We start from the raw sequence: 17,539 nt of genomic DNA, 5'->3' as shown, positions 1-17,539 counted from the left end.
GACTTAGCGGCTGCCGTAAAGCTTGTCGAGCGTGCCGCCGGAAGCGAAGTGTTCTTCCTGGATCTTGTCCCAGCCGCCGAAGACGTCATCGACGTTCACCAGACGGATCTCCGGGAACTGGTCCTTGAACTCGGCCGACACCGTTTCGTTGTGAACGCGGTGGCCGAATTCGGCCGCGATCCGCTGGCCTTCTTCCGTGTAGAGGAAGTCGAGATAGGTCTTGGCGAGGTCACGCGAGCCGCGCTTGTCGACCACCTTGTCGACCACCGCGACCGGGAATTCCGCCAGCAGGCTGACCGACGGCACCAGCGTGTCGAACTTGTCCTTGCCATACTGCTTGGCGATCGCGCGGGTTTCCGCCTCGAAGGTGACGATCACGTCGCCGAGCTCGCGCTCGACGAAGGTCGTCGTCGCGGCACGTCCTCCGGTGTCGAAGACCGGTACGTTGTCGAAGATCTTGGCGACGAATTCCTCGACCTGCTCCTCGTCGCCATTGAAGGCTTCCTTGGCGTAGGCGACCGCTGCGAGATAGGTGTAGCGGGCGTTGCCGGATGTCTTCGGGTTGGGGAAGATCACCTGGACGTCGTCGCGGGCCAGATCGTTCCAGTCCTTGATGTTCTTCGGATTGCCTTCGCGCACCAGGAACGACGGGAAGGAATAGAAGGGCGACGCGGCATTCGGGAAATCCTGCTGCCAGTCGTCCGAGACAAAGCCCTGCTTCACCAGGAATTCGATGTCGGTGACCTGGTTGAAGGTCACGACATCCGCCTCAAGGCCCTCGACGATGGCGCGCGCCTGCTTGGACGTGCCGGCATGCGACTGGTCGATGGTGACGCCCGGATGGGCCTTGATGAAGGCCTCGTTTTCGGCCGCGAAGATTTCGCGCGCGATATCGTAGGACGCGTTCAGAAGCGTGGTCGGCGACTGCGCGAAGGCCGGCGCGGCGAAGAGAGCGGCAACAGCGGTGCCGAGGAGCAGGAGGCGGTTCATGAAAGTCTCCGGAATTCGTTGATGCCCAGAAACTAGCGGCAGATGCCTCCGCCCGCGAGAAACCAGCGACCCGTTTGTGTGATCGCTTTAGAAATTCCGTTCAATTTGCAGTGGCTTCAGCGACATTTCTCCCGCTGCCACCGGAAACGGACCCGACCGGGCGAAAATTTGTCCTAGAGCCGATGGTCGGGAAACAGCGTTCCGTGACGGCCGGCGAAGTAGAGGTCGACGGCCTCGCGACCGACCTCCTGCAAGCTTGCCGGCGACCATTTCGGATCGCGGTCCTTGTCGATGATCGCCGCACGCACCCCTTCGTAGAAGTCGTGGTGGCGCAGGATCTCGACGCCGGCGGCGAATTCCCGCTCCAGGCACTCCACCAGCCCGGAACTGTCGCGACCGGCCCGCAGCAGGCGCAGGGTCAGCTTGAGGCTGGTCGGCGAACGCTTGAGGATGGCCTCGCGCGTCCGGCCTGCGAATTCGCCCCCTTCCGCGTCCAGCGCGGCGAGGATGTCCTCGACGTTGTCGTGGGCGAAGCAGCGGTCGATCACGGCGTGGTTCCGCTGCAACTCGCTCTCACCCGGCGAGACTGCAAACGACTGGAGGACGGCTTCCACCGCCGCATCGTCGGCGTCTGCGGCAAGCGCCCCCAGTGCCTGGACGAGCTTCGGCAGTTCGTCGGAGGGAACGGAGAGATCGGCGAGCCCGGCGAAGATCGCATCCGCGGCCGTCACCTCCAGGCCCGTCAGACCCATCCAGGTTCCGACCTTGCCCGGCGCCTTCGGCAAAAGCCAGCTTGTCCCGACGTCGGGGAAATAGCCTATCCCCGTTTCCGGCATCGCCAGACGCGTCCGCTCCGTCACCACCCGGTGCCGGCCGTGCGATGCAAGCCCGACGCCGCCGCCCATGGTGATGCCGTCCATCAGCGCCACATAGGGCTTGGGATAATGCGCGATGGCATAGTTCAGCGGAAACTCCTCGCGCCAGAAGCGCGTCGCCTCCGTGTCGTCCGCCTTGCCCATCTCGAACAGCACGCGGATATCGCCGCCGGCGCAGAGCCCACGATCCCCCTCCCCGGTCAGGACGACGCAGGAGACGGACACATCCTCCGCGGCATCATCCAGCGCCGCGCGGATGGCGCGGACCATGGAAAGGTTGATGCTGTTGAGCGCCTTCGGCCGGTTGAGGCGGATGACCGCCGCAGAGCCCACGCGGTCAAGGATGACGTCGTCGCTGCTCATCGTCGGTCCCTGCATGGCGGGCCTCCCCTGTCACCGGTTGTCGGCCAGAATCATTTCCGCCGCCTTCTCGGCGATCATGATAGTCGGCGAATTGGTGTTGCCGGAAACGATATTCGGCATGATCGAGGCGTCCGCGACCCTGAGCCGCCCGAGCGCCCGCAGCCGCAGCCTCGGATCGACGACGCTGTCGGGATCCGCGCCCATGCGTACCGTCCCGACAGGATGGAAGATGGTGGTGCCGATCTCGCCCGCCGCCCGCTCCAGATCCTCGTCGGTCTCATAGCTTGGCCCCGGCTTGTATTCCTCCGGATGATAGCGCGCGAAGGAGGGCTCCGAGACGATCCTGCGGGTCAGCCGGATCGCCCGCACGGCCACGTCCCGGTCCGAGGGTGTCGACAGATAGTTCGGCCGGATGGCGGGTGCGGCGGCAAAATCGCTGCTCTTCACATGCACCGATCCGCGGCTGTCCGGCCGCAGGTTGCACACACTTGCCGTCATCGCCGGAAAGCCGTGGACGGGATCGCCGAACTTCTCCAAGGACACCGGCTGGATGTGATACTGCAGGTCCGGCGTCTCCTTGTCCGGGCCCGAGCGGGTGAAGATGCCGAGCTGGCTCGGCGCCATCGACATCGGGCCGGACCGTCGCAACGCATATTCGAGACCGATCGCTGCCTTGCCCAGCAGTCGCGAGGCCTTCTCGTTCAGCGTCGGCACCCCCGTCACCTTGTAGACCATGCGAAGCTGCAGGTGGTCCTGCAGGTTTTCGCCCACCCCCTTCACCTCCCGGACAACCTCGATGCCGGCCTGCTGCAGCACGTCGCCGCGACCGATGCCGGAGAGCTCCAGGATCTGCGGCGAGCCGATCGACCCGGCGCTGAGGACGGTTTCGCGCGCCGCATAGGCTTGTTTGACAACGCCCTTGTGCTGGAACTCGACGCCGCGAACCTCGCCGTCCTCGACGATCAGCCGGCGCGCCTGCGCCTTCGTCAGCACGGTGAGGTTGGGCCGGTTGCGCGCCGGACGCAGGAAGGCCTTGGTGGTGTTCCAGCGGATGCCGGACCGCTGGTTGACCTCGAAATAACTGGACCCCTCGTTGGAGCCGCGGTTGAAATCTTCGGTGATCGGAATGCCCGCTTCTTCGGCTGCCTTCTGGAAGGCGTCGAGCACGGCCCAGCGGACGCGCGATTTCTCCACCCGCCATTCGCCGCCGCTGCCATGCATTTCGTCGCCGCCGCCGTGGTGATCCTGGGACTTGATGAAATAGGGCAGCACGTCGTCCCAGCCCCAGCCCTCGCAGCCCATCTGCCGCCACAGGTCGTAGTCGCGGGCCTGGCCGCGCATGTAGATCATGCCGTTGATCGAGGAACAGCCGCCGAGAAGCTTGCCGCGCGGATAGGAAAGCGCTCGGCCGTTCAGCCCATCCTCCTTCTCCGTCACAAAGCACCAGTCGGTGCGCGGATTGTTGATGCAGTAGAGATAGCCGACGGGGATATGCACCCAGTGATAGTTGTCGGTACCGCCCGCTTCCAGAAGCAGGACGCGGTTTCGGGCGTCGGCCGACAAGCGGTTGGCCAGCACGCAACCGGCGCTGCCCGCCCCCACCACGATGTAGTCGTATCGATCCATGTCCGTCTCCAAAGGCCGACCGCCGCCGCAGACGACCGTCTGCGATCCGGACTGCCTCGATTGTGCAAGGCGCACCCGCTCCGGCATTCGCCGGCTGCTAGTGCCGGTGCTCGAACCCGAGCATGCGGCCGAAGCGGGAGGCGTAGAATTCGCCGATGATGCCGCGCCGGAAGACGAGCACGCAGACCATGAAGACGACGCCGGTGATGATGGTGACCGGGAAGTCGGAGGTCGCCAGATAGTTCTGCAGCGTCACCACCAGTCCGGCGCCGAAGATCGGACCGATCAGCGTGCCGATGCCGCCGAGCAACGTCATCAGGATCACCTCGCCCGACATCTGCCATGCGACATCCGTGAGCGTTGCGAACTGGAACACCAGCGACTTCAGCCCACCGGCCAGACCGGCAAGCGCTGCCGACATCACGAAGGCGCCGAGCTTGTAGCGGGCCACCGAATAGCCGAGCGAAGTCGCGCGCGCCTCGTTTTCCCGGATCGACTTGAGGATCATTCCAAACGGCGAGTTGATGAAGCGCCAGATGACCACCATGCCGATCACGAAGACCGCCAGCACGAAGTAGTACATGTTGGTCGAGACGGAGAGGTCGATCAAGCCGAACAGATGGCCGCGCGGCACCTGCTGGATGCCGTCCTCGCCCTGCGTGAACTCCGACTGCAGGCAGAAGAAGAAGAACATCTGCGACAGGGCCAGCGTGATCATCGCGAAATAGATGCCCTGGCGGCGGATCGCCACCACACCCATCACCAGCCCCAGAAAGGCCGCCCCGACGACGCCGAGCAGCACCCCAAGCTCGGGCGTCCAGCCCCAGACCTTGACCGCATGCGCCGTGAAATAGGCCGCCCCGCCGAAGAAGGTCGCATGGCCGAAGGAGAGAAGCCCCGTATAGCCGAGCAGCAGGTTGAAGGCGCAGGCAAACAGCGCAAAGCACAGGAGCTTCATCAGGAAGATCGGGTAGAAGAACATCGGCGCGATCATCAGCAGCGCAAGCCCGGCCAGAAGGAAGACGGCGTAGCTCGTCGACGTCTTGCGCGACTGCGCGATCTCCGCCTTCTGTTTCGTGGTGTGAACAGCGTCGCTCATCTCATGCATCCCGTCCAAAGAGGCCCGCCGGCCGGATCAACAGCACGATCGCCATGATCACGAAGATGACGATGTTGGAGGCCTCCGGGTAGAAGACCTTGGTCAGTCCCTCGGCGATGCCCAGCATGTAGCCGGTGACGATGGCGCCCATGATGGAGCCCATGCCGCCCACCACGACGACCGCGAAGACGACGATGATGAGGTTGGTGCCCATCAGCGGCGACACCTGGTAGATCGGCGCGGCGAGCACGCCGGCGAAGGCGGCAAGGGCAGCTCCGAGGCCATAGGTGAGCGTCAGCAGCAGCGGCACGTTGACGCCGAAGGCCTGCACGAGGACGGCGTTTTCCGTCGCGGCGCGAAGGTAGGAGCCGAGCTTCGTCTTCTCGATCAGCAGCCAGGTACCGATGCAGACGATGAGCGAGATCACCACCACCCAGCCGCGGTAGATCGGCAGGAACATGAAGCCGAGATTGGTGCCGCCGGCGAGAAGCGACGGGACCGAATAGGGCTGTCCGGCCGAACCATAGAGATAGCGGAAGGTGCCCTCGATCGTCAGCGCCAGGCCGAAGGTGAAGAGCAGGCCGTAGAGCGCGTCGAGCTTGTAGAGGCGGCTCAGCATGGTGCGCTCAACCACGGCGCCCACGATCCCGACAATCGCCGGCGCGACGAAGAGCGCCAGCCAGTAGTTGATGCCGAAGTATTGCAGCAGCAGCAGCGCCACGAAGGCCCCGAGCATGTACTGCGCGCCATGGGCGAAGTTGATGACCCGCAAGAGGCCGAAGATGACCGCAAGGCCAAGGCTCAGGAGCGCATAGAAGGAGCCATTGATCAGGCCGATCAGCAGCTGGCCGAGAAGCGCCTGGATCGGGATACCGAAGATCATCGTCATCGTTCAGACCCCCAACACTTTGTGCAACGTATCCATGCGCTCCGGCAGTTGCGCCACCGGGAAATCGGCCACCATCTGCCCATGATCCATCAGGTAGAAACGGTCGGCGACGCGGCTTGCGAAGCGGAAGTTCTGCTCCACGAGCAGCACCGTCATGCCCCGCTCCTTCAACGTCTTCAGCACCTGGCCGATGCGCTGGACGATGACCGGAGCGAGCCCTTCAGTCGGTTCGTCGAGGATCAGCAGCCGAACGCCGGTACGCAGGATGCGCGCGATCGCCAGCATCTGCTGCTCGCCGCCGGAAAGCTTGGTGCCGGGGCTGCTGCGCCGCTCCAGGAGATTGGGGAAAAGGTCGTAGATCTCGTCGAGCGACATGCCGTTGCCGGCCACCACCGGCGGCAGCATGAGATTTTCCTCCACCGTCAGCGTGGCGAATATGCCGCGTTCCTCCGGCACGAAACCGATCCCGACGTGGGCGGTCCGGTGCAGCGGCACGTTCATCATGTCCTTGCCGTCGAAGGTGATCTGGCCCTTGCGCTCACGCAGGATGCCCATGATCGTGCGCAGCGTCGTGGTCTTGCCGACGCCGTTGCGGCCGAGAATGGTGATCATCTCACCTTCTTCGATGGTCATGTCGACGCCCTGCAGCACATGGCTTTCGCCGTACCAGGCGTTGAGACCGGAAACCTGAAGCAATGGTGTCATCTCAGGCCTCTTCCTCGCCCATATAGGCGGTTCGAACCCGCGGGTCCTGGCTCACCGTGGCGTAATCGCCTTCGGCGAGGATTTCGCCGCGCTGCAGGACCGTGACGTGGTGGCAGATGTCGGAGACGACGGAGAGATTGTGCTCCACCATCAGCACGGCGCGTTCCTTGGCGACCTCGCGGATGATGTTGGAGACATTGCCGATATCCTCCTGGCCCATGCCGGCCATCGGCTCGTCGAGCAAAAGCACCTTCGGATCGAGCGCCAGGGTGGTGGCAATCTCCAGCACGCGCTTTCGCCCGTAGGAAAGGTCGGCGGCGATCGTATTGCGTTCCTTGATCAGCCCGACGGCCGTCAGGAGTTCTTCCGCCCGTCCGTTCAACCGGTCGAGCGACGACACCGGCAGCCAGAACTGCGTGGAGAGATTGTTGGGTCGTTGCAGGGCGGTGCGGACGTTGTCGAGCACCGAGAGGTGCGGAAAGACGGCGGAGATCTGGAAGGAGCGGACGAGCCCCATGCGGGCGACCTTGTCGGGCGCCGTACGGGTGATGTCCGTTCCGAGAAGGTTGATGCTGCCGGCCGAGGGCTGCAGGAACTTCGTCAAAAGGTTGAAGACGGTGGTCTTGCCGGCACCGTTCGGGCCGATCAGCGCATGCACCTGCGCATCGCGGACATCGAGATCGACATCCTTGACGGCCGCGAAGGCGCCGAAGGTCTTGGTGAGGCCGCGGGCGGAAAGCACCACCCGCGACTCGTTAGGGGACTGGACTGCAGGCTGCGCCATGAGGGCTTACTGCACCAGCTCGCAACCGCTCTTGGCGGGATCGATGTAGGCTTCGCTGCCCGGGATCGTGGAGAGCACGTTGAAGTAGTCCCAGGGTTCGTCGCTTTCGCCCGGCTTTTTGACCTGCAGCAGATACATGTCGTGAATCATCCGGCCGTTCGCGCCGACGGTGCCGTTGCGGGCAAAGAAGTCATCCACGGGCATTTCATGCAGCGCCTTGGCAACCTCCTCCGTTCCGTCGGTTCCTGCCTTCTCGACCGCCTTCAGATACTGCATCACCGCCGAATAGGTGCCGGCATGAACCATGTTCGGCATCGATCCGGTACGTTCGAAGAAGCGCTTGCCGAACTCGCGGCTCTGGTCGTCGAGGTTCCAGTAGTAACCTTCGGTCAGCGTCAGCCCCTGTGCCGCCTCGACCCCGAGACCGTGGACTTCCGCCAGCGTGAAGAGCAGTGCCGCCAGGTTCTGGCCACCGGCGGTGATGCCGAACTCGGCCGCCTGCTTGATGGCGTTTGCCGTGTCGAGACCGGCATTGGCAAGCCCGATGACCTTCGCCCCGGACGACTGCGCCTGCAGCAGGAACGACGAGAAGTCGTTGGACGCCAGCGGATGGCGCACCGAGCCCAGGACGTTGCCGCCGGCCGACTTGACGTAGGTGCTCGTCTGCTCTTCCAGCGAATAGCCGAAGGCGTAGTCGGCGGTCAGGAAGAACCAGCTGTCGCCGCCCTGCTTCACCAGCGCACCGCCGGTTCCGACAGCCAGAGCATGGGTGTCATAGGCCCAGTGGAAGCCGTAGGGGCTGCACTGCTTGCCGGTCAGCTCCGTGGTGGCAGCACCGGTGACGATGTTGATCTTCTGTTTTTCCTTGCTCAGCGCCTGAACGGCGAGTGCCACCGACGAGGTCGTCAGCTCCATGATCGCGTCCACCTGCTCGGTGTCGTACCACTGGCGGGCAATGTTGGAGGCGATGTCGGGCTTGTTCTGGTGATCGGCGTCGACGATCTCCACCGGCACGTCGAGGACCTTGCCCCCGAAATCCTCGACGGCCATCTTGGCGGCCTCGACGGAGGACTTGCCCCCGAAGTCGGCGTAGACGCCGGACTGGTCGTTCAGGATGCCGATCTTCACTTTTTCATCGGACGCGCTTTGCGCCAGCGCAGCCGTGCTCCCCGCCAGCAAAATTGCAAGCGACGCAATAAGGTTCGTTCGCATGATTTCTCCTCCCAGAGAATGTCAGAGTGCGAGTCTGTTCAATTTTGGGAGGCCGCCCTCCTCAAGACGACCGTTCCACATCGCATGGTTCCGGAATTCGGCGGTTGACGCAAGGCAATTCTGGCAACTAATTGCAAACAGCCTCTGTGCATATTTGAACAGAAAGATCGCATGACAGCCAATCCGAACTTCACCTGGGACGACCTTCAGTACTTCCTCGCGGTGGCACGGACGGGCCAGCTGTCGACCGCCGCGCGCCACCTGCGCTCCAGCCATGCAACGGTCTCGCGCCGCATCGACCGTCTGGAGTTCGCGCTGAAGGTGAAGCTCTTCGAACGCAATCCGCGCGGCTATGTGCTGACCGCCATCGGCCAGCGCTTCATCGAGACGGCCGAAAAGATGGAGGCGGAGACGGACCGCCTGCAGGCCGACATCGCCACCGGCGCGACGGCGCAACGGGGCGTCATCCGCCTGAGCGCACCGGAAGGGTTTGCCAACTTCTTCTTCAGCCACCGCCTCGGCGCCTTCCAGGCCCGGCACCCCAATATCGCGCTCGAACTGGTGACGATCCAGCAGATCATGTCTCTGTCGCGCAAGGAGGCGGACATCGCCGTGACGCTCGATCCCCCCAAGGGCGGCCCCTACAACACCGAGAAGATCAGCGACTACGTCCTGAACGTCTACGGGTCGAAGGATTATCTGGCAAAGGCCCCGCCGATCCGCTGCCGCAGCGACCTGCTGGATCACCCGTTCATCGGCTACATCGAAGACATGATCTTCGCACCGGGCCTGGATTACCTGGGTGACGTGCATCCCGGCCTGAAGCCGCACTTCCAGAGCTCGAGCATCTTCGCCCAGCTGACGGCGACCAAGAACGGGCTCGGCCTCTGTGTTCTGCCGCATTTCATTGCCCGGGCGCAGCCGGATCTGCAGATCCTGCTGCCGGAGGAGGTGACGCTGACGCGCAATTACTGGCTCGTCCGCCACCGCGACCTCAGCGACGTACCACGGGTCCGGCTGGTGGCGGATTTCATCTATGCCGCCGTTCGCGACAACCAGGAGGCCTTCCTGCGAAAGCCGAGCGGCAACTGAGCCACAACACATAGTTCCCGTTGGAATCACGCGATAATTCAGGAAAGCAGCGCAGGCTTTGGGAACAAAATCGGCTCCCCTAAATTCTATATGGTTGACTGCCGGCTTCGGCAGGGGGGAATTTAGCTTATGGAAAGTCTGTCAGAGGTCGCCTTGACGGAAGAGGAACGGTACAGGCTACTCGTCGATGCCATTACCGACTACGCGATCTATATGCTCGACCCTGATGGAAGGGTCAGCAGCTGGAATCCCGGCGCCCAACGCTTCAAGGGATACCAGGCCGCGGAAATCATCGGCGAGCATTTTTCCCGCTTCTATACCGACGAAGACCGCGCCACGGGTCTTCCCGCCAGAGCGCTGCGGCTTGCCCAGACGGAAGGCCGCTTCGAGAACGAGGGTTGGCGGGTCCGTAAGGACGGAAGCCGGTTCTGGGCTCACGTCATCATCGATCCGATCCGGAGCCCGTCAGGCGGGATACTGGGTTTCGCGAAAGTCACCCGCGACCTCACCGAGCGCAAGGCCGCTGAACTGCAACTGCGCGACAGCGAGCAGCAGTTCCAGTTGCTCGTGCAGGGCGTCAGCGATTACGCCATCTACATGCTCGACCCGGACGGCTATATCACCAGCTGGAATTCCGGCGCCCGCCGCATCAAGGGATATGAAAGCAGCGAGGTCGTCGGTTCGCATTTCTCCCGCTTCTACGTCGAGGAAGACCGGGCTGCAGGTCAGCCCGAAAAAGGGCTTGAGATCGCAAGGCGGGAGGGGCGCTTCGAAAAGGAGGGCATCCGCCAGCGAAAGGACGGAACGCGCTTCTGGGCGCATGTAATAATCGACGCCATCCGCGACACATCGGGCAATCTGATCGGGTTCGCAAAGGTGACGCGCGACATCACGGAGAAGGTCGAGGCACAGCAGGCGCTGAACCAGGCGCGCGAGGACCTCTTCCAGGCCCAGAAGATGGAAGCGATCGGCCAGCTGACCGGCGGCATCGCCCATGATTTCAACAACCTGCTGATGGCTGTCCTGGGGAGCCTGGAGATCCTCAAGAAGAAACTGCCTGACGATCCGTCCATGGCACCTCTCCTGGACAATGCGATCCAGGGGGCCGAGCGGGGCGTTTCCCTTGTCCAACGCATGCTCACCTATTCTCGCAAGCAGAACCTCAACATGAGCGCCGTCGACGTCGCTCAGGTGGTTGACGGCATGATGGAATTCATCCAGCGCGCGGTGGGGGCCGAAATCTTGCTCGAGACCCGCTTCCCCGACAGGCTTCCACCCGTATCGACCGATCCGCTGCAACTGGAAACCGCGCTTCTCAACCTCATCGTGAACGCCCGCGACGCGATGCCGGAAGGCGGTCGCATCACGGTGCATGCCGATCACATGGATGAATCAGCGGAGGGCGGAACAGGGCTCGGCTACGTCCGCCTCTCCGTCAGCGATACGGGACAGGGCATGGACGAGGAGACGGTCCAACAGGCGACCACTCCCTTCTTCACGACGAAAGGCGTCGGCAAGGGAACGGGCCTCGGCCTGTCGATGGTCCAGGGCCTGGCCGAGCAATCGGGAGGACGGTTGATGATCGAGAGCCGCGCCGGCGAAGGGACGACGATTTCCCTGGTCCTGCCCGTGACCGAAGCTGAGCTGCAGGCAGAACCGGCAGCGGAGCCCGTGGCCCAGAACGAGCCCGATCTGCAGCAAGGTCCGCTGACGGTGCTTGCCGTCGACGACGACGCCCTTGTCTTGATGAACACCAGTCTGATGCTGGAGGATCTCGGTCACACGGTGATCGAGGCTTACAACGGCAAGGATGCCCTGGATGTCCTTCGCAGCGGCAGAGAGGTCGATCTCGTCATCACCGATCACTCCATGCCGCGCATGACCGGTGCGGAACTTGCCGAGGAAATCCGGGTGGCATGGCCAAGCCTTCCGATTGTTCTCGCCACGGGCTACGCGGAACTGCCCGCGGGAAATGGTCGGAAATGGCCGATGCTGTCGAAGCCGTTTACCCAGGACCAACTCGAGACGGCGATCGTCCTGGCCGCGCGCAACTCGCTTGAACAAAACCTCTGAGCCGCGCGTTAGACCCGAAGTTGACGTTGGAGAAGAGTGTCATGGTATTCAAGCACCAGAGCTTTCACGAAGAACCGCCGGTCGTGGAGAAGGAATTCCCACCGGAGGCACAGCTGGAGGGCGCCGTTTCGGACGCGCTCGGCTCCGTCGGCGGTGTCGATGCAACGGGCATCAGGGTCGTCGCAGAAGGCACGACGATCGTGCTGCTGGGGTCGGTCATGTACGAGAGTGAAGTCGCGCGGGCGGAAGAAGTGGCCCGCAGCATTGCCGGCGTGACGGATGTGCGAAACGAGGTAACGACCGGCAAGGTCGCCTGATCTTAGCCACGAGGACCATGGAGAAAGGGCCCGGATCGATCGATCCGGGCCCTTTCTGATTTACTGCCGCGGCAGAGAGTAGGCGATCACATAATCGCCCGGCTTGGTGCCGACCGAACCGTGTCCGCCGGCAACCATCACCACGAACTGGCGACCATCTTCCACGGCGTAGGTCATGGGTGTTGCCTGCCCCCCGGCCGGAAGACGGCTTTCCCAAAGCTGCTCTCCGGTGGTGAGGTTATAGGCGCGCAGGTAGTTGTCGACGGCCGCACCGAGGAAGGCCACGCCACCCTTGGTGATCATCGGACCGCCGATCCCGGGCACGCCGAGCTTGAACGGCAGCGGCAGCGGGGTCATGTCGTAGACCGTGCCGTTCTTCTGCTTGTAGGCAATCTCGCCAGTACGAAGATCTGCACCGGCCACATAACCCCAAGGCGGGGCCTGGCAGGGGATCTGCAGCGGGCCGAGGAATGGCCCCATCTCTACGGCATAGGGTGCGCCTTCGTTCTGGTTGACGCCCTGCTCCGAGCCCGTCTGCCCCTCTTCACGCGCCGGCACTTCCGCACGCGGGATGAGTCTTGAGGTGAAGGCGAGATAGGTCGGCATGCCGAACATCACCATCCGCTCGGGATCGACGGCAACCGAACCCCAGTTGAAGGTGCCGAAGTTGCCCGGATAGACCAGCGTCCCTTCAAGCGACGGCGGCGTGTACATGCCGTCGTACTTCAGCTGCTTCAACCGGATGCGGCAGACCATCTGGTCGAACATGGTCACGCCCCACATGTCGCGGCCCTCGAGCCGCTCGGGGCGGAACGTCAGCGCCGTGACCGGCTGGGTCGGGGATGTGAAGTCTTCAGGAATGGCGCCGCCCGGGGCCGGCTGCTCCGTGATCGGGAGAAGCGGATTGCCGTTGCGGCGATCGAGCACGTAGATGTCGCCCTGCTTCGTCGGCCCCACCAGCGCCGGCACGGAGGTTCCATCGTCCTGCGTCAGGTCGAGAAGAACCGGCTGGGCTGGAACGTCCATGTCCCAGAGGTCGTGGTGGACCGTCTGCTGGACCCAGCGGTCCACCCCGGTGTTGATGTCGAGGGCAACGATCGACGAGGAATACTTCTCGACGGCTTCGCTGCGTCCCATCCCGAGCTGGTCGGGGACCTGGTTGCCGAGCGGGATGTAGACGAGCCCCAGATCCTCGTCGACGCTGAAGATCGACCAGCTGTTGGGGGAGTTGGCGCTATAGGTTTCCCCCTCGGGAAGCGGTTCGGTCTGCGTCGGATTGCCGGAATCCCAGTTCCAGACGAGCTCGCCGGTGTTCACGTCGAAGGCGCGGATCACGCCCGAAGGCGAACGGATCGAATAGTTGTCGTTGACCGCACCGCCGATGATGATCTTGCCGGCAGCGATGACCGGTGGCGAGGTGGAGTAGTAGTAGCCAGCCGGGTTGTACGGCATCTTGGCTTCGAGCTGCAGCGTTCCCTGGTCCGCAAACGAGGTGCAGACCTCGCCGTTCGTCGCATCCAGAGCGATGAGACGGGCGTCGGAGGTGGGCAGGTAGACACGCTGTGCGCAAGCGGCACCTGGCTGTGCAGCCGGATCCACATAATATGTTACGCCACGGCAGGTCTGATGCTGGCGATCCGGGTTCAGACCGGCATTGGGATCGAACTTCCACTGCTCCTCGCCCGTCGTCGCGTTGACGGAGATGGCCCAGTTGTGCGGCGTGCAGAGATAGAGGCTGTTGCCGACCTTGAGCGGTGTCACCTGGTAGGTCGTCTCGCCGACGTCCTCCGGAAGCTTCACGTCGCCCGTCTGGTAGCGCCAGACTTCTTCGAGCTCGTCGACGTTTTCGACATTGACCTGATCGAGCGGCGAATAGCGCTGGCCAAATGGCGTGCGACCATACTGGTGCCATTCACCCGGCGGCACATTGCCCCCAAGGTTCGGCGCAGCAGCAACCTGCTCCTCCGACAGTTGGCCTTCCAGATCGGTGCTGTTGGTGAACATGGAAATGACGGCGACCAGCACGGAAATGCCAAGCACGACAGCCAGGGGAGTTGCACTGGCTGAGTAGCGCGCGCCCGTCGGGCTTTGGAAGCCGAGCGGCTTGCGGATCCAGGGCGTCAGCATCCAGAGGCCGAGCACGATGACGACGCCGCCGCGCGGGCCGAGCTGCCACCAGTCGAGACCGACTTCCCATACGGCCCAGATGAGGGAGCCGATGACAACAATTGCGTAAACCACGAGAGCGGCAGACTGGCGCATGTACAGCAGCACTGCCGTTGCGAGAAAACCGATCCCCGCCAAAAGATAGTAGGCGCTGCCGCCAAGCATCAGCAGCTGCGTACCGCCCGCCCCCAGCGCAATGCCGATGAGAGCGAACAATATCGCCGTAATCATAATAGCCATTGATAAAAATCCTGTTCCGGCTTCAGTCACAGGGCGCAGCTTAAGGCCACGCTCCCCCATTCCGAAACGCCGAAGCAAAACAAAGGTTCCACGTCGACGATCAATTTCTGCAATGCCATACAACTGGAACCAAGCCGGAAAGAGAAGGTTGTGCAGCAGTTGGCAATTTGGGCGACGGTCTTCAGTATCGAGCCTTGTCAGGAAGACGGCGATTGACCGACAACCTCTGCCGGATGTCCCTAAGATGATTTAGCTGGAAAAGGTGACACGTGAGCTACGAACTTTATTATTGGGACGGCATTCAGGGCCGTGGCGAATTCGTGCGGCTGGCATTGGAAGACGCTGGCGCCGAGTATCAGGATGTCGCGCGCATGAGTGGCAGCAGCAGCAAGATAGCGGCATTCCTGGAGGGACGGAACGGCCATCAGATGCCCTTCGCGCCGCCGTTTTTGAAGGACGGCGATATTGTCGTATCCCATGTTGCCAATATCCTGGCCTACCTGGGTCCCCGGCTGGATCTCGTGCCTGCCGGAGAAGCCGAACGCCTCTTTGCACACGGACTGCAGCTGACGATCACCGATTTCGTCACCGAGATCCACGACACCCATCACCCGCTCGGCATCGACGACTACTACGAGGACCAGAAGGACGAGGCCAAGGCCCGCAGCAGCCGTTTCCTGTCGTCGCGGCTGCCGAAGTTCATGGGCTACTTCGAAGCCGTCCTGGCTGCCAATCCCGCCGGCACGGAGCATGCCGTCGGCAGCCGCGCGAGCTATGTCGACCTGTCACTGTTCCAGGTCATGGAGGGACTGAGATATGCTTTCCCGAACACGATGAAGCACTTCGAGGAGGACATCCCGCTCCTCGTCTCGCTCCACGGCCGAATTGGCGAACGCGCCGGAATCCGTAACTACCTGGCGTCGGAGCGGCGGATACCGTTCAATGAAATGGGAATATTCCGGCATTATCCGGAGCTGGATCAGCGGGACTGACGCCAGCTCCGGAACGCATCGCTATTCGATGACGCCGCAGGCCAGTCTCTCGCCCGCATCCCCGGAAGGCTGGCTCTCGTAATCATCGGCGCCGGCATGGACCATCAGCGCCTTGCCCTGGATGCCGTTCTCCGCATCATCCAGAGTGACGGAGGTGTGCAGCACCTGCGCCCGCATCGTACCATCGGTTCCAACGTACTGGTTCGGCATATCGCCGGCATGCGGACCATTGGCTGATTTGTAGCCATGCTCCTTGTCGCCGGGGTTGAAGTGTCCCCCTGCAGACTCGTGACCGGTCGTATGGTCGCAGCTCCCGGTTTCATGGACATGGAAGGCAACCCATTGGCTGGCAGGCAGCCCGCTGACTTCCACTTCGATCAGCACGCCCCCGGGAGCCTCCGTCAAAGTCGCGTTGCCGTTTTCAGAGCCATCGGCTCCCACGAAACTGGCCGTTGCAGTGGTCGCGTCCTGCGCCATGGCAATGCCGCCGAAAAGGGCCGAGGCAATCATCGTTGAAGCTAGCAGTTTCATGGGTTTCCTCCTTGGTCTCTGGGGTGGTTCAGGCAACGTCTTCACCAAGCTCCTGCAGGATCTGGTGACGGGCCCTGTTCAGACGGCTCTTGATGGTACCGACGGCGCAATCGCAGATCTCCGCCGCGGCCTCGTAGCTTTCGCCGAGGATGGCGACCAGCGTCAGCACCTCGCGATAATGCGGCGGCAGCTTCTGCAGCGCCCGCGCCACTTCCTGGGCGCGCACGCTCATTTCCTGCGTTGCCGGCATCGGCGTATCGCCCGACACGGCCTCCTCCGACCCAGGCGCTTCTCGTCCGAGCACCTTGGAGCGCGTATAGAAGGTGTTGCGCATGATCGTGAACAGCCACGACTTGAGCTTTGTACCAGGCTCAAACTTGTCGAGATTGGCGAGGCCCTTCATCAGGGTTTCCTGCACCAGATCGTCGGCGTCCGTCGGGTTCCTGCAGAAAGTGCGGGCAAACGCGCGAAGCGCGGGAATGAGCCTCACTATGTCTGCGCGTGCAGGATCACGGTTCAGCTGGGAATCGGGCACCGTTGCCTACCTCTCCAAGTCGATGGCGGGAATGACGGTGGCAAACGCACGCTTCTCATCTTTGGTTCCGCTAAGATAATAGAGTTGTTCACCGTAAGTCAGTCGGCAACGGGTGCTGCGGAACAAAGTTCCCCCAGCCCCTGTTGATAGGGCTTTCGAGGAGTATGAGCCGTGGCACCGCGTGCAAACTGGAAGGGCTATCTGAAGGTTGGAGAACTGAGCTGTCAGGTGGCGCTCTTCACGGCGGCGTCGACGTCGGATCGCGTCAGCTTTCACATCATCAACCGCGAAACCGGCAATCGCGTCCATCGCCAGATGGTCGACGCCGACACCGGGCACGAGGTCGAGAAGGACGACATCGTCAAGGGCTACGAGGTGGCAAGCGGCGAATACGTCATCCTGGAGCCGGATGAAGTGAAGGCCGCCGTTCCCCAGAGCGACAAGACGCTCGAGATGGAGACCTTCATCTCCTGTGGCGATGTTGACACCATCTTCCTCGACCGCCCCTACTACCTCGCGCCCGTCGACAAGGCGTCCGCCGAAGTCTTCAACCTGATCCGCAAGGGACTGGAACAGAAGAGCGTCGCGGCGCTGGCGAGAACCGTCCTCTTCCGGCGGCTGCGCACCCTGCTGATCCGGCCGAGCGAAGACGGGCTGATCGCCAGCACGCTGAACTATGACCATGAGGTTCGACCGGCCAAGGAGATCTTTTCGGACATTGCCGAGTTCAAGATCGAAGGCGAAATGCTCGATCTGGCCGAACACATCATCAAGACCAAGCGCGGCGAGTTTGATCCGACCGAATTCGACGACCGCTATGAGGACGCACTGGCAGAGCTGATCAAGGCGAAGATCGAAGGCCGCAAGCCGCCGAAGAAGCCGAAGCCGGCGGAAAAGAAGGTTTCCAACCTGCTGGATGCGCTGCGCGAAAGCGCCGGCTCCGGCGCGTCGAGCGGCAAGAAGGCAGCAACCACCAAGAAGGCCACCGCCGCCAAGAAGCCGGTCCGAAAGGCGAAGTCCCCTGCTCCGCAACGTAAGGCCGGCTGACCC

At 62.8% G+C, this 17,539-nt stretch carries 16 protein-coding genes; 5 read left to right on the top strand and 11 right to left on the bottom strand.

The features are described from left to right. Positions 1-3: 3 nt before the first annotated feature. From cysP to EO99_RS0107135, 8 genes are all read right to left on the bottom strand, one after another. Positions 4-990 carry a thiosulfate ABC transporter substrate-binding protein CysP gene (gene cysP / locus EO99_RS0107170; RefSeq protein ID WP_029617962.1) on the bottom strand — a complete coding sequence of 329 codons (987 nt, stop codon included), beginning with the start codon at positions 988-990 and terminating at the stop codon, positions 4-6. 173 nt (positions 991-1,163) lie between these two features. Beyond that, a complete protein-coding gene (locus EO99_RS0107165; protein ID WP_029617961.1) occupies positions 1,164-2,243 on the bottom strand; it encodes an enoyl-CoA hydratase/isomerase family protein in 1,080 nt (359 codons plus the stop codon). A gap of 15 nt (positions 2,244-2,258) precedes the next feature. Continuing rightward, the gene (locus tag EO99_RS0107160) at positions 2,259-3,854 is read right to left on the bottom strand and encodes a GMC family oxidoreductase (RefSeq protein WP_029617960.1); all 1,596 of its coding nucleotides are present in this window, start codon (positions 3,852-3,854) and stop codon (positions 2,259-2,261) included. Positions 3,855-3,951: 97 nt separating this feature from the next. Continuing rightward, entirely contained in the window at positions 3,952-4,848 is an 897-nt protein-coding gene (locus tag EO99_RS0107155; protein WP_235776781.1) for a branched-chain amino acid ABC transporter permease, read from the bottom strand. Between the two features lie 106 nt (positions 4,849-4,954). Then, positions 4,955-5,842, bottom strand: a complete 888-nt coding sequence (locus tag EO99_RS0107150; protein WP_029617958.1) for a branched-chain amino acid ABC transporter permease — start codon at positions 5,840-5,842, stop codon at positions 4,955-4,957. 3 nt (positions 5,843-5,845) lie between these two features. Then, complete coding sequence (locus EO99_RS0107145) at positions 5,846-6,547, bottom strand: ABC transporter ATP-binding protein (RefSeq protein ID WP_029617957.1); 702 nt, start codon at positions 6,545-6,547, stop codon at positions 5,846-5,848. A gap of 1 nt (position 6,548) precedes the next feature. After that, complete coding sequence (locus EO99_RS0107140; protein ID WP_029617956.1) at positions 6,549-7,331, bottom strand: ABC transporter ATP-binding protein; 783 nt, start codon at positions 7,329-7,331, stop codon at positions 6,549-6,551. Positions 7,332-7,337: 6 nt separating this feature from the next. Then, positions 7,338-8,543, bottom strand: coding sequence for an ABC transporter substrate-binding protein (locus tag EO99_RS0107135; protein ID WP_029617955.1), 1,206 nt, complete (start codon positions 8,541-8,543; stop codon positions 7,338-7,340). 171 nt (positions 8,544-8,714) lie between these two features. Here EO99_RS0107135 and EO99_RS0107130 point away from each other — a divergent pair, with 171 nt between their 5' ends. The 3 genes from EO99_RS0107130 to EO99_RS0107120 all read left to right on the top strand — a co-directional run bounded on the left by EO99_RS0107130 (position 8,715) and on the right by EO99_RS0107120 (position 12,025). Beyond that, the gene (locus tag EO99_RS0107130) at positions 8,715-9,635 is read left to right on the top strand and encodes a LysR family transcriptional regulator (RefSeq protein WP_029617954.1); all 921 of its coding nucleotides are present in this window, start codon (positions 8,715-8,717) and stop codon (positions 9,633-9,635) included. A gap of 129 nt (positions 9,636-9,764) precedes the next feature. Next, positions 9,765-11,708: a hybrid sensor histidine kinase/response regulator gene (locus tag EO99_RS0107125; RefSeq protein WP_029617953.1), complete on the top strand. Its 1,944-nt coding sequence runs from the start codon at positions 9,765-9,767 to the stop codon at positions 11,706-11,708. Positions 11,709-11,749: 41 nt separating this feature from the next. Next, positions 11,750-12,025 (top strand): BON domain-containing protein, encoded by a 276-nt coding sequence (locus EO99_RS0107120; RefSeq protein WP_029617952.1) that lies wholly within the window; start codon positions 11,750-11,752, stop codon positions 12,023-12,025. A gap of 60 nt (positions 12,026-12,085) precedes the next feature. On the opposite strand, the gene EO99_RS0107115 is transcribed toward EO99_RS0107120, so the two are convergent. Then, positions 12,086-14,431, bottom strand: a complete 2,346-nt coding sequence (locus EO99_RS0107115; protein WP_029617951.1) for a glucose/quinate/shikimate family membrane-bound PQQ-dependent dehydrogenase — start codon at positions 14,429-14,431, stop codon at positions 12,086-12,088. Positions 14,432-14,700: 269 nt separating this feature from the next. Here EO99_RS0107115 and EO99_RS0107110 point away from each other — a divergent pair, with 269 nt between their 5' ends. Continuing rightward, entirely contained in the window at positions 14,701-15,423 is a 723-nt protein-coding gene (locus EO99_RS0107110; RefSeq protein WP_029617950.1) for a glutathione S-transferase, read from the top strand. 21 nt (positions 15,424-15,444) lie between these two features. Here EO99_RS0107110 and EO99_RS0107105 read toward each other — a convergent pair whose 3' ends face one another. Together EO99_RS0107105 and EO99_RS0107100 are read right to left on the bottom strand one after the other, a co-directional pair. Then, entirely contained in the window at positions 15,445-15,954 is a 510-nt protein-coding gene (locus EO99_RS0107105; RefSeq protein ID WP_037111221.1) for a superoxide dismutase family protein, read from the bottom strand. A 28-nt stretch (positions 15,955-15,982) separates the two neighbouring features. Further along, entirely contained in the window at positions 15,983-16,444 is a 462-nt protein-coding gene (locus EO99_RS0107100; protein WP_081852002.1) for a sigma-70 family RNA polymerase sigma factor, read from the bottom strand. Between the two features lie 216 nt (positions 16,445-16,660). Between EO99_RS0107100 and ku the strand changes: the two genes are divergently transcribed. Beyond that, entirely contained in the window at positions 16,661-17,536 is an 876-nt protein-coding gene (ku, locus tag EO99_RS0107095) for a non-homologous end joining protein Ku (protein WP_029617947.1), read from the top strand. The last annotated feature ends 3 nt before the right edge of the window (positions 17,537-17,539 follow it).

The organism is Pseudorhizobium marinum, assembly GCF_000705355.1.
Taxonomy (GTDB): domain Bacteria; phylum Pseudomonadota; class Alphaproteobacteria; order Rhizobiales; family Rhizobiaceae; genus Neorhizobium; species Neorhizobium pelagicum.
Note: the sequence above shows the minus strand (reverse complement) of the source record. Positions and strands in the feature narration are given on the sequence as shown.

Bases quoted from the DNA above. Each gene is read 5' to 3' on its own strand.
- cysP (WP_029617962.1), bottom strand. From the start codon at position 990: ATGAACCGCCTCCTGCTCCTCGGCACCGCTGTTGCCGCTCTCTTCGCC.
- EO99_RS0107165 (WP_029617961.1), bottom strand. From the start codon at position 2,243: ATGCAGGGACCGACGATGAGCAGCGACGACGTCATCCTTGACCGCGTG.
- EO99_RS0107160 (WP_029617960.1), bottom strand. From the start codon at position 3,854: ATGGATCGATACGACTACATCGTGGTGGGGGCGGGCAGCGCCGGTTGC.
- EO99_RS0107155 (WP_235776781.1), bottom strand. From the start codon at position 4,848: ATGATCGCGCCGATGTTCTTCTACCCGATCTTCCTGATGAAGCTCCTG.
- EO99_RS0107150 (WP_029617958.1), bottom strand. From the start codon at position 5,842: ATGACGATGATCTTCGGTATCCCGATCCAGGCGCTTCTCGGCCAGCTG.
- EO99_RS0107145 (WP_029617957.1), bottom strand. From the start codon at position 6,547: ATGACACCATTGCTTCAGGTTTCCGGTCTCAACGCCTGGTACGGCGAA.
- EO99_RS0107140 (WP_029617956.1), bottom strand. From the start codon at position 7,331: ATGGCGCAGCCTGCAGTCCAGTCCCCTAACGAGTCGCGGGTGGTGCTT.
- EO99_RS0107135 (WP_029617955.1), bottom strand. From the start codon at position 8,543: ATGCGAACGAACCTTATTGCGTCGCTTGCAATTTTGCTGGCGGGGAGC.
- EO99_RS0107130 (WP_029617954.1), top strand. From the start codon at position 8,715: ATGACAGCCAATCCGAACTTCACCTGGGACGACCTTCAGTACTTCCTC.
- EO99_RS0107125 (WP_029617953.1), top strand. From the start codon at position 9,765: ATGGAAAGTCTGTCAGAGGTCGCCTTGACGGAAGAGGAACGGTACAGG.
- EO99_RS0107120 (WP_029617952.1), top strand. From the start codon at position 11,750: ATGGTATTCAAGCACCAGAGCTTTCACGAAGAACCGCCGGTCGTGGAG.
- EO99_RS0107115 (WP_029617951.1), bottom strand. From the start codon at position 14,431: ATGGCTATTATGATTACGGCGATATTGTTCGCTCTCATCGGCATTGCG.
- EO99_RS0107105 (WP_037111221.1), bottom strand. From the start codon at position 15,954: ATGAAACTGCTAGCTTCAACGATGATTGCCTCGGCCCTTTTCGGCGGC.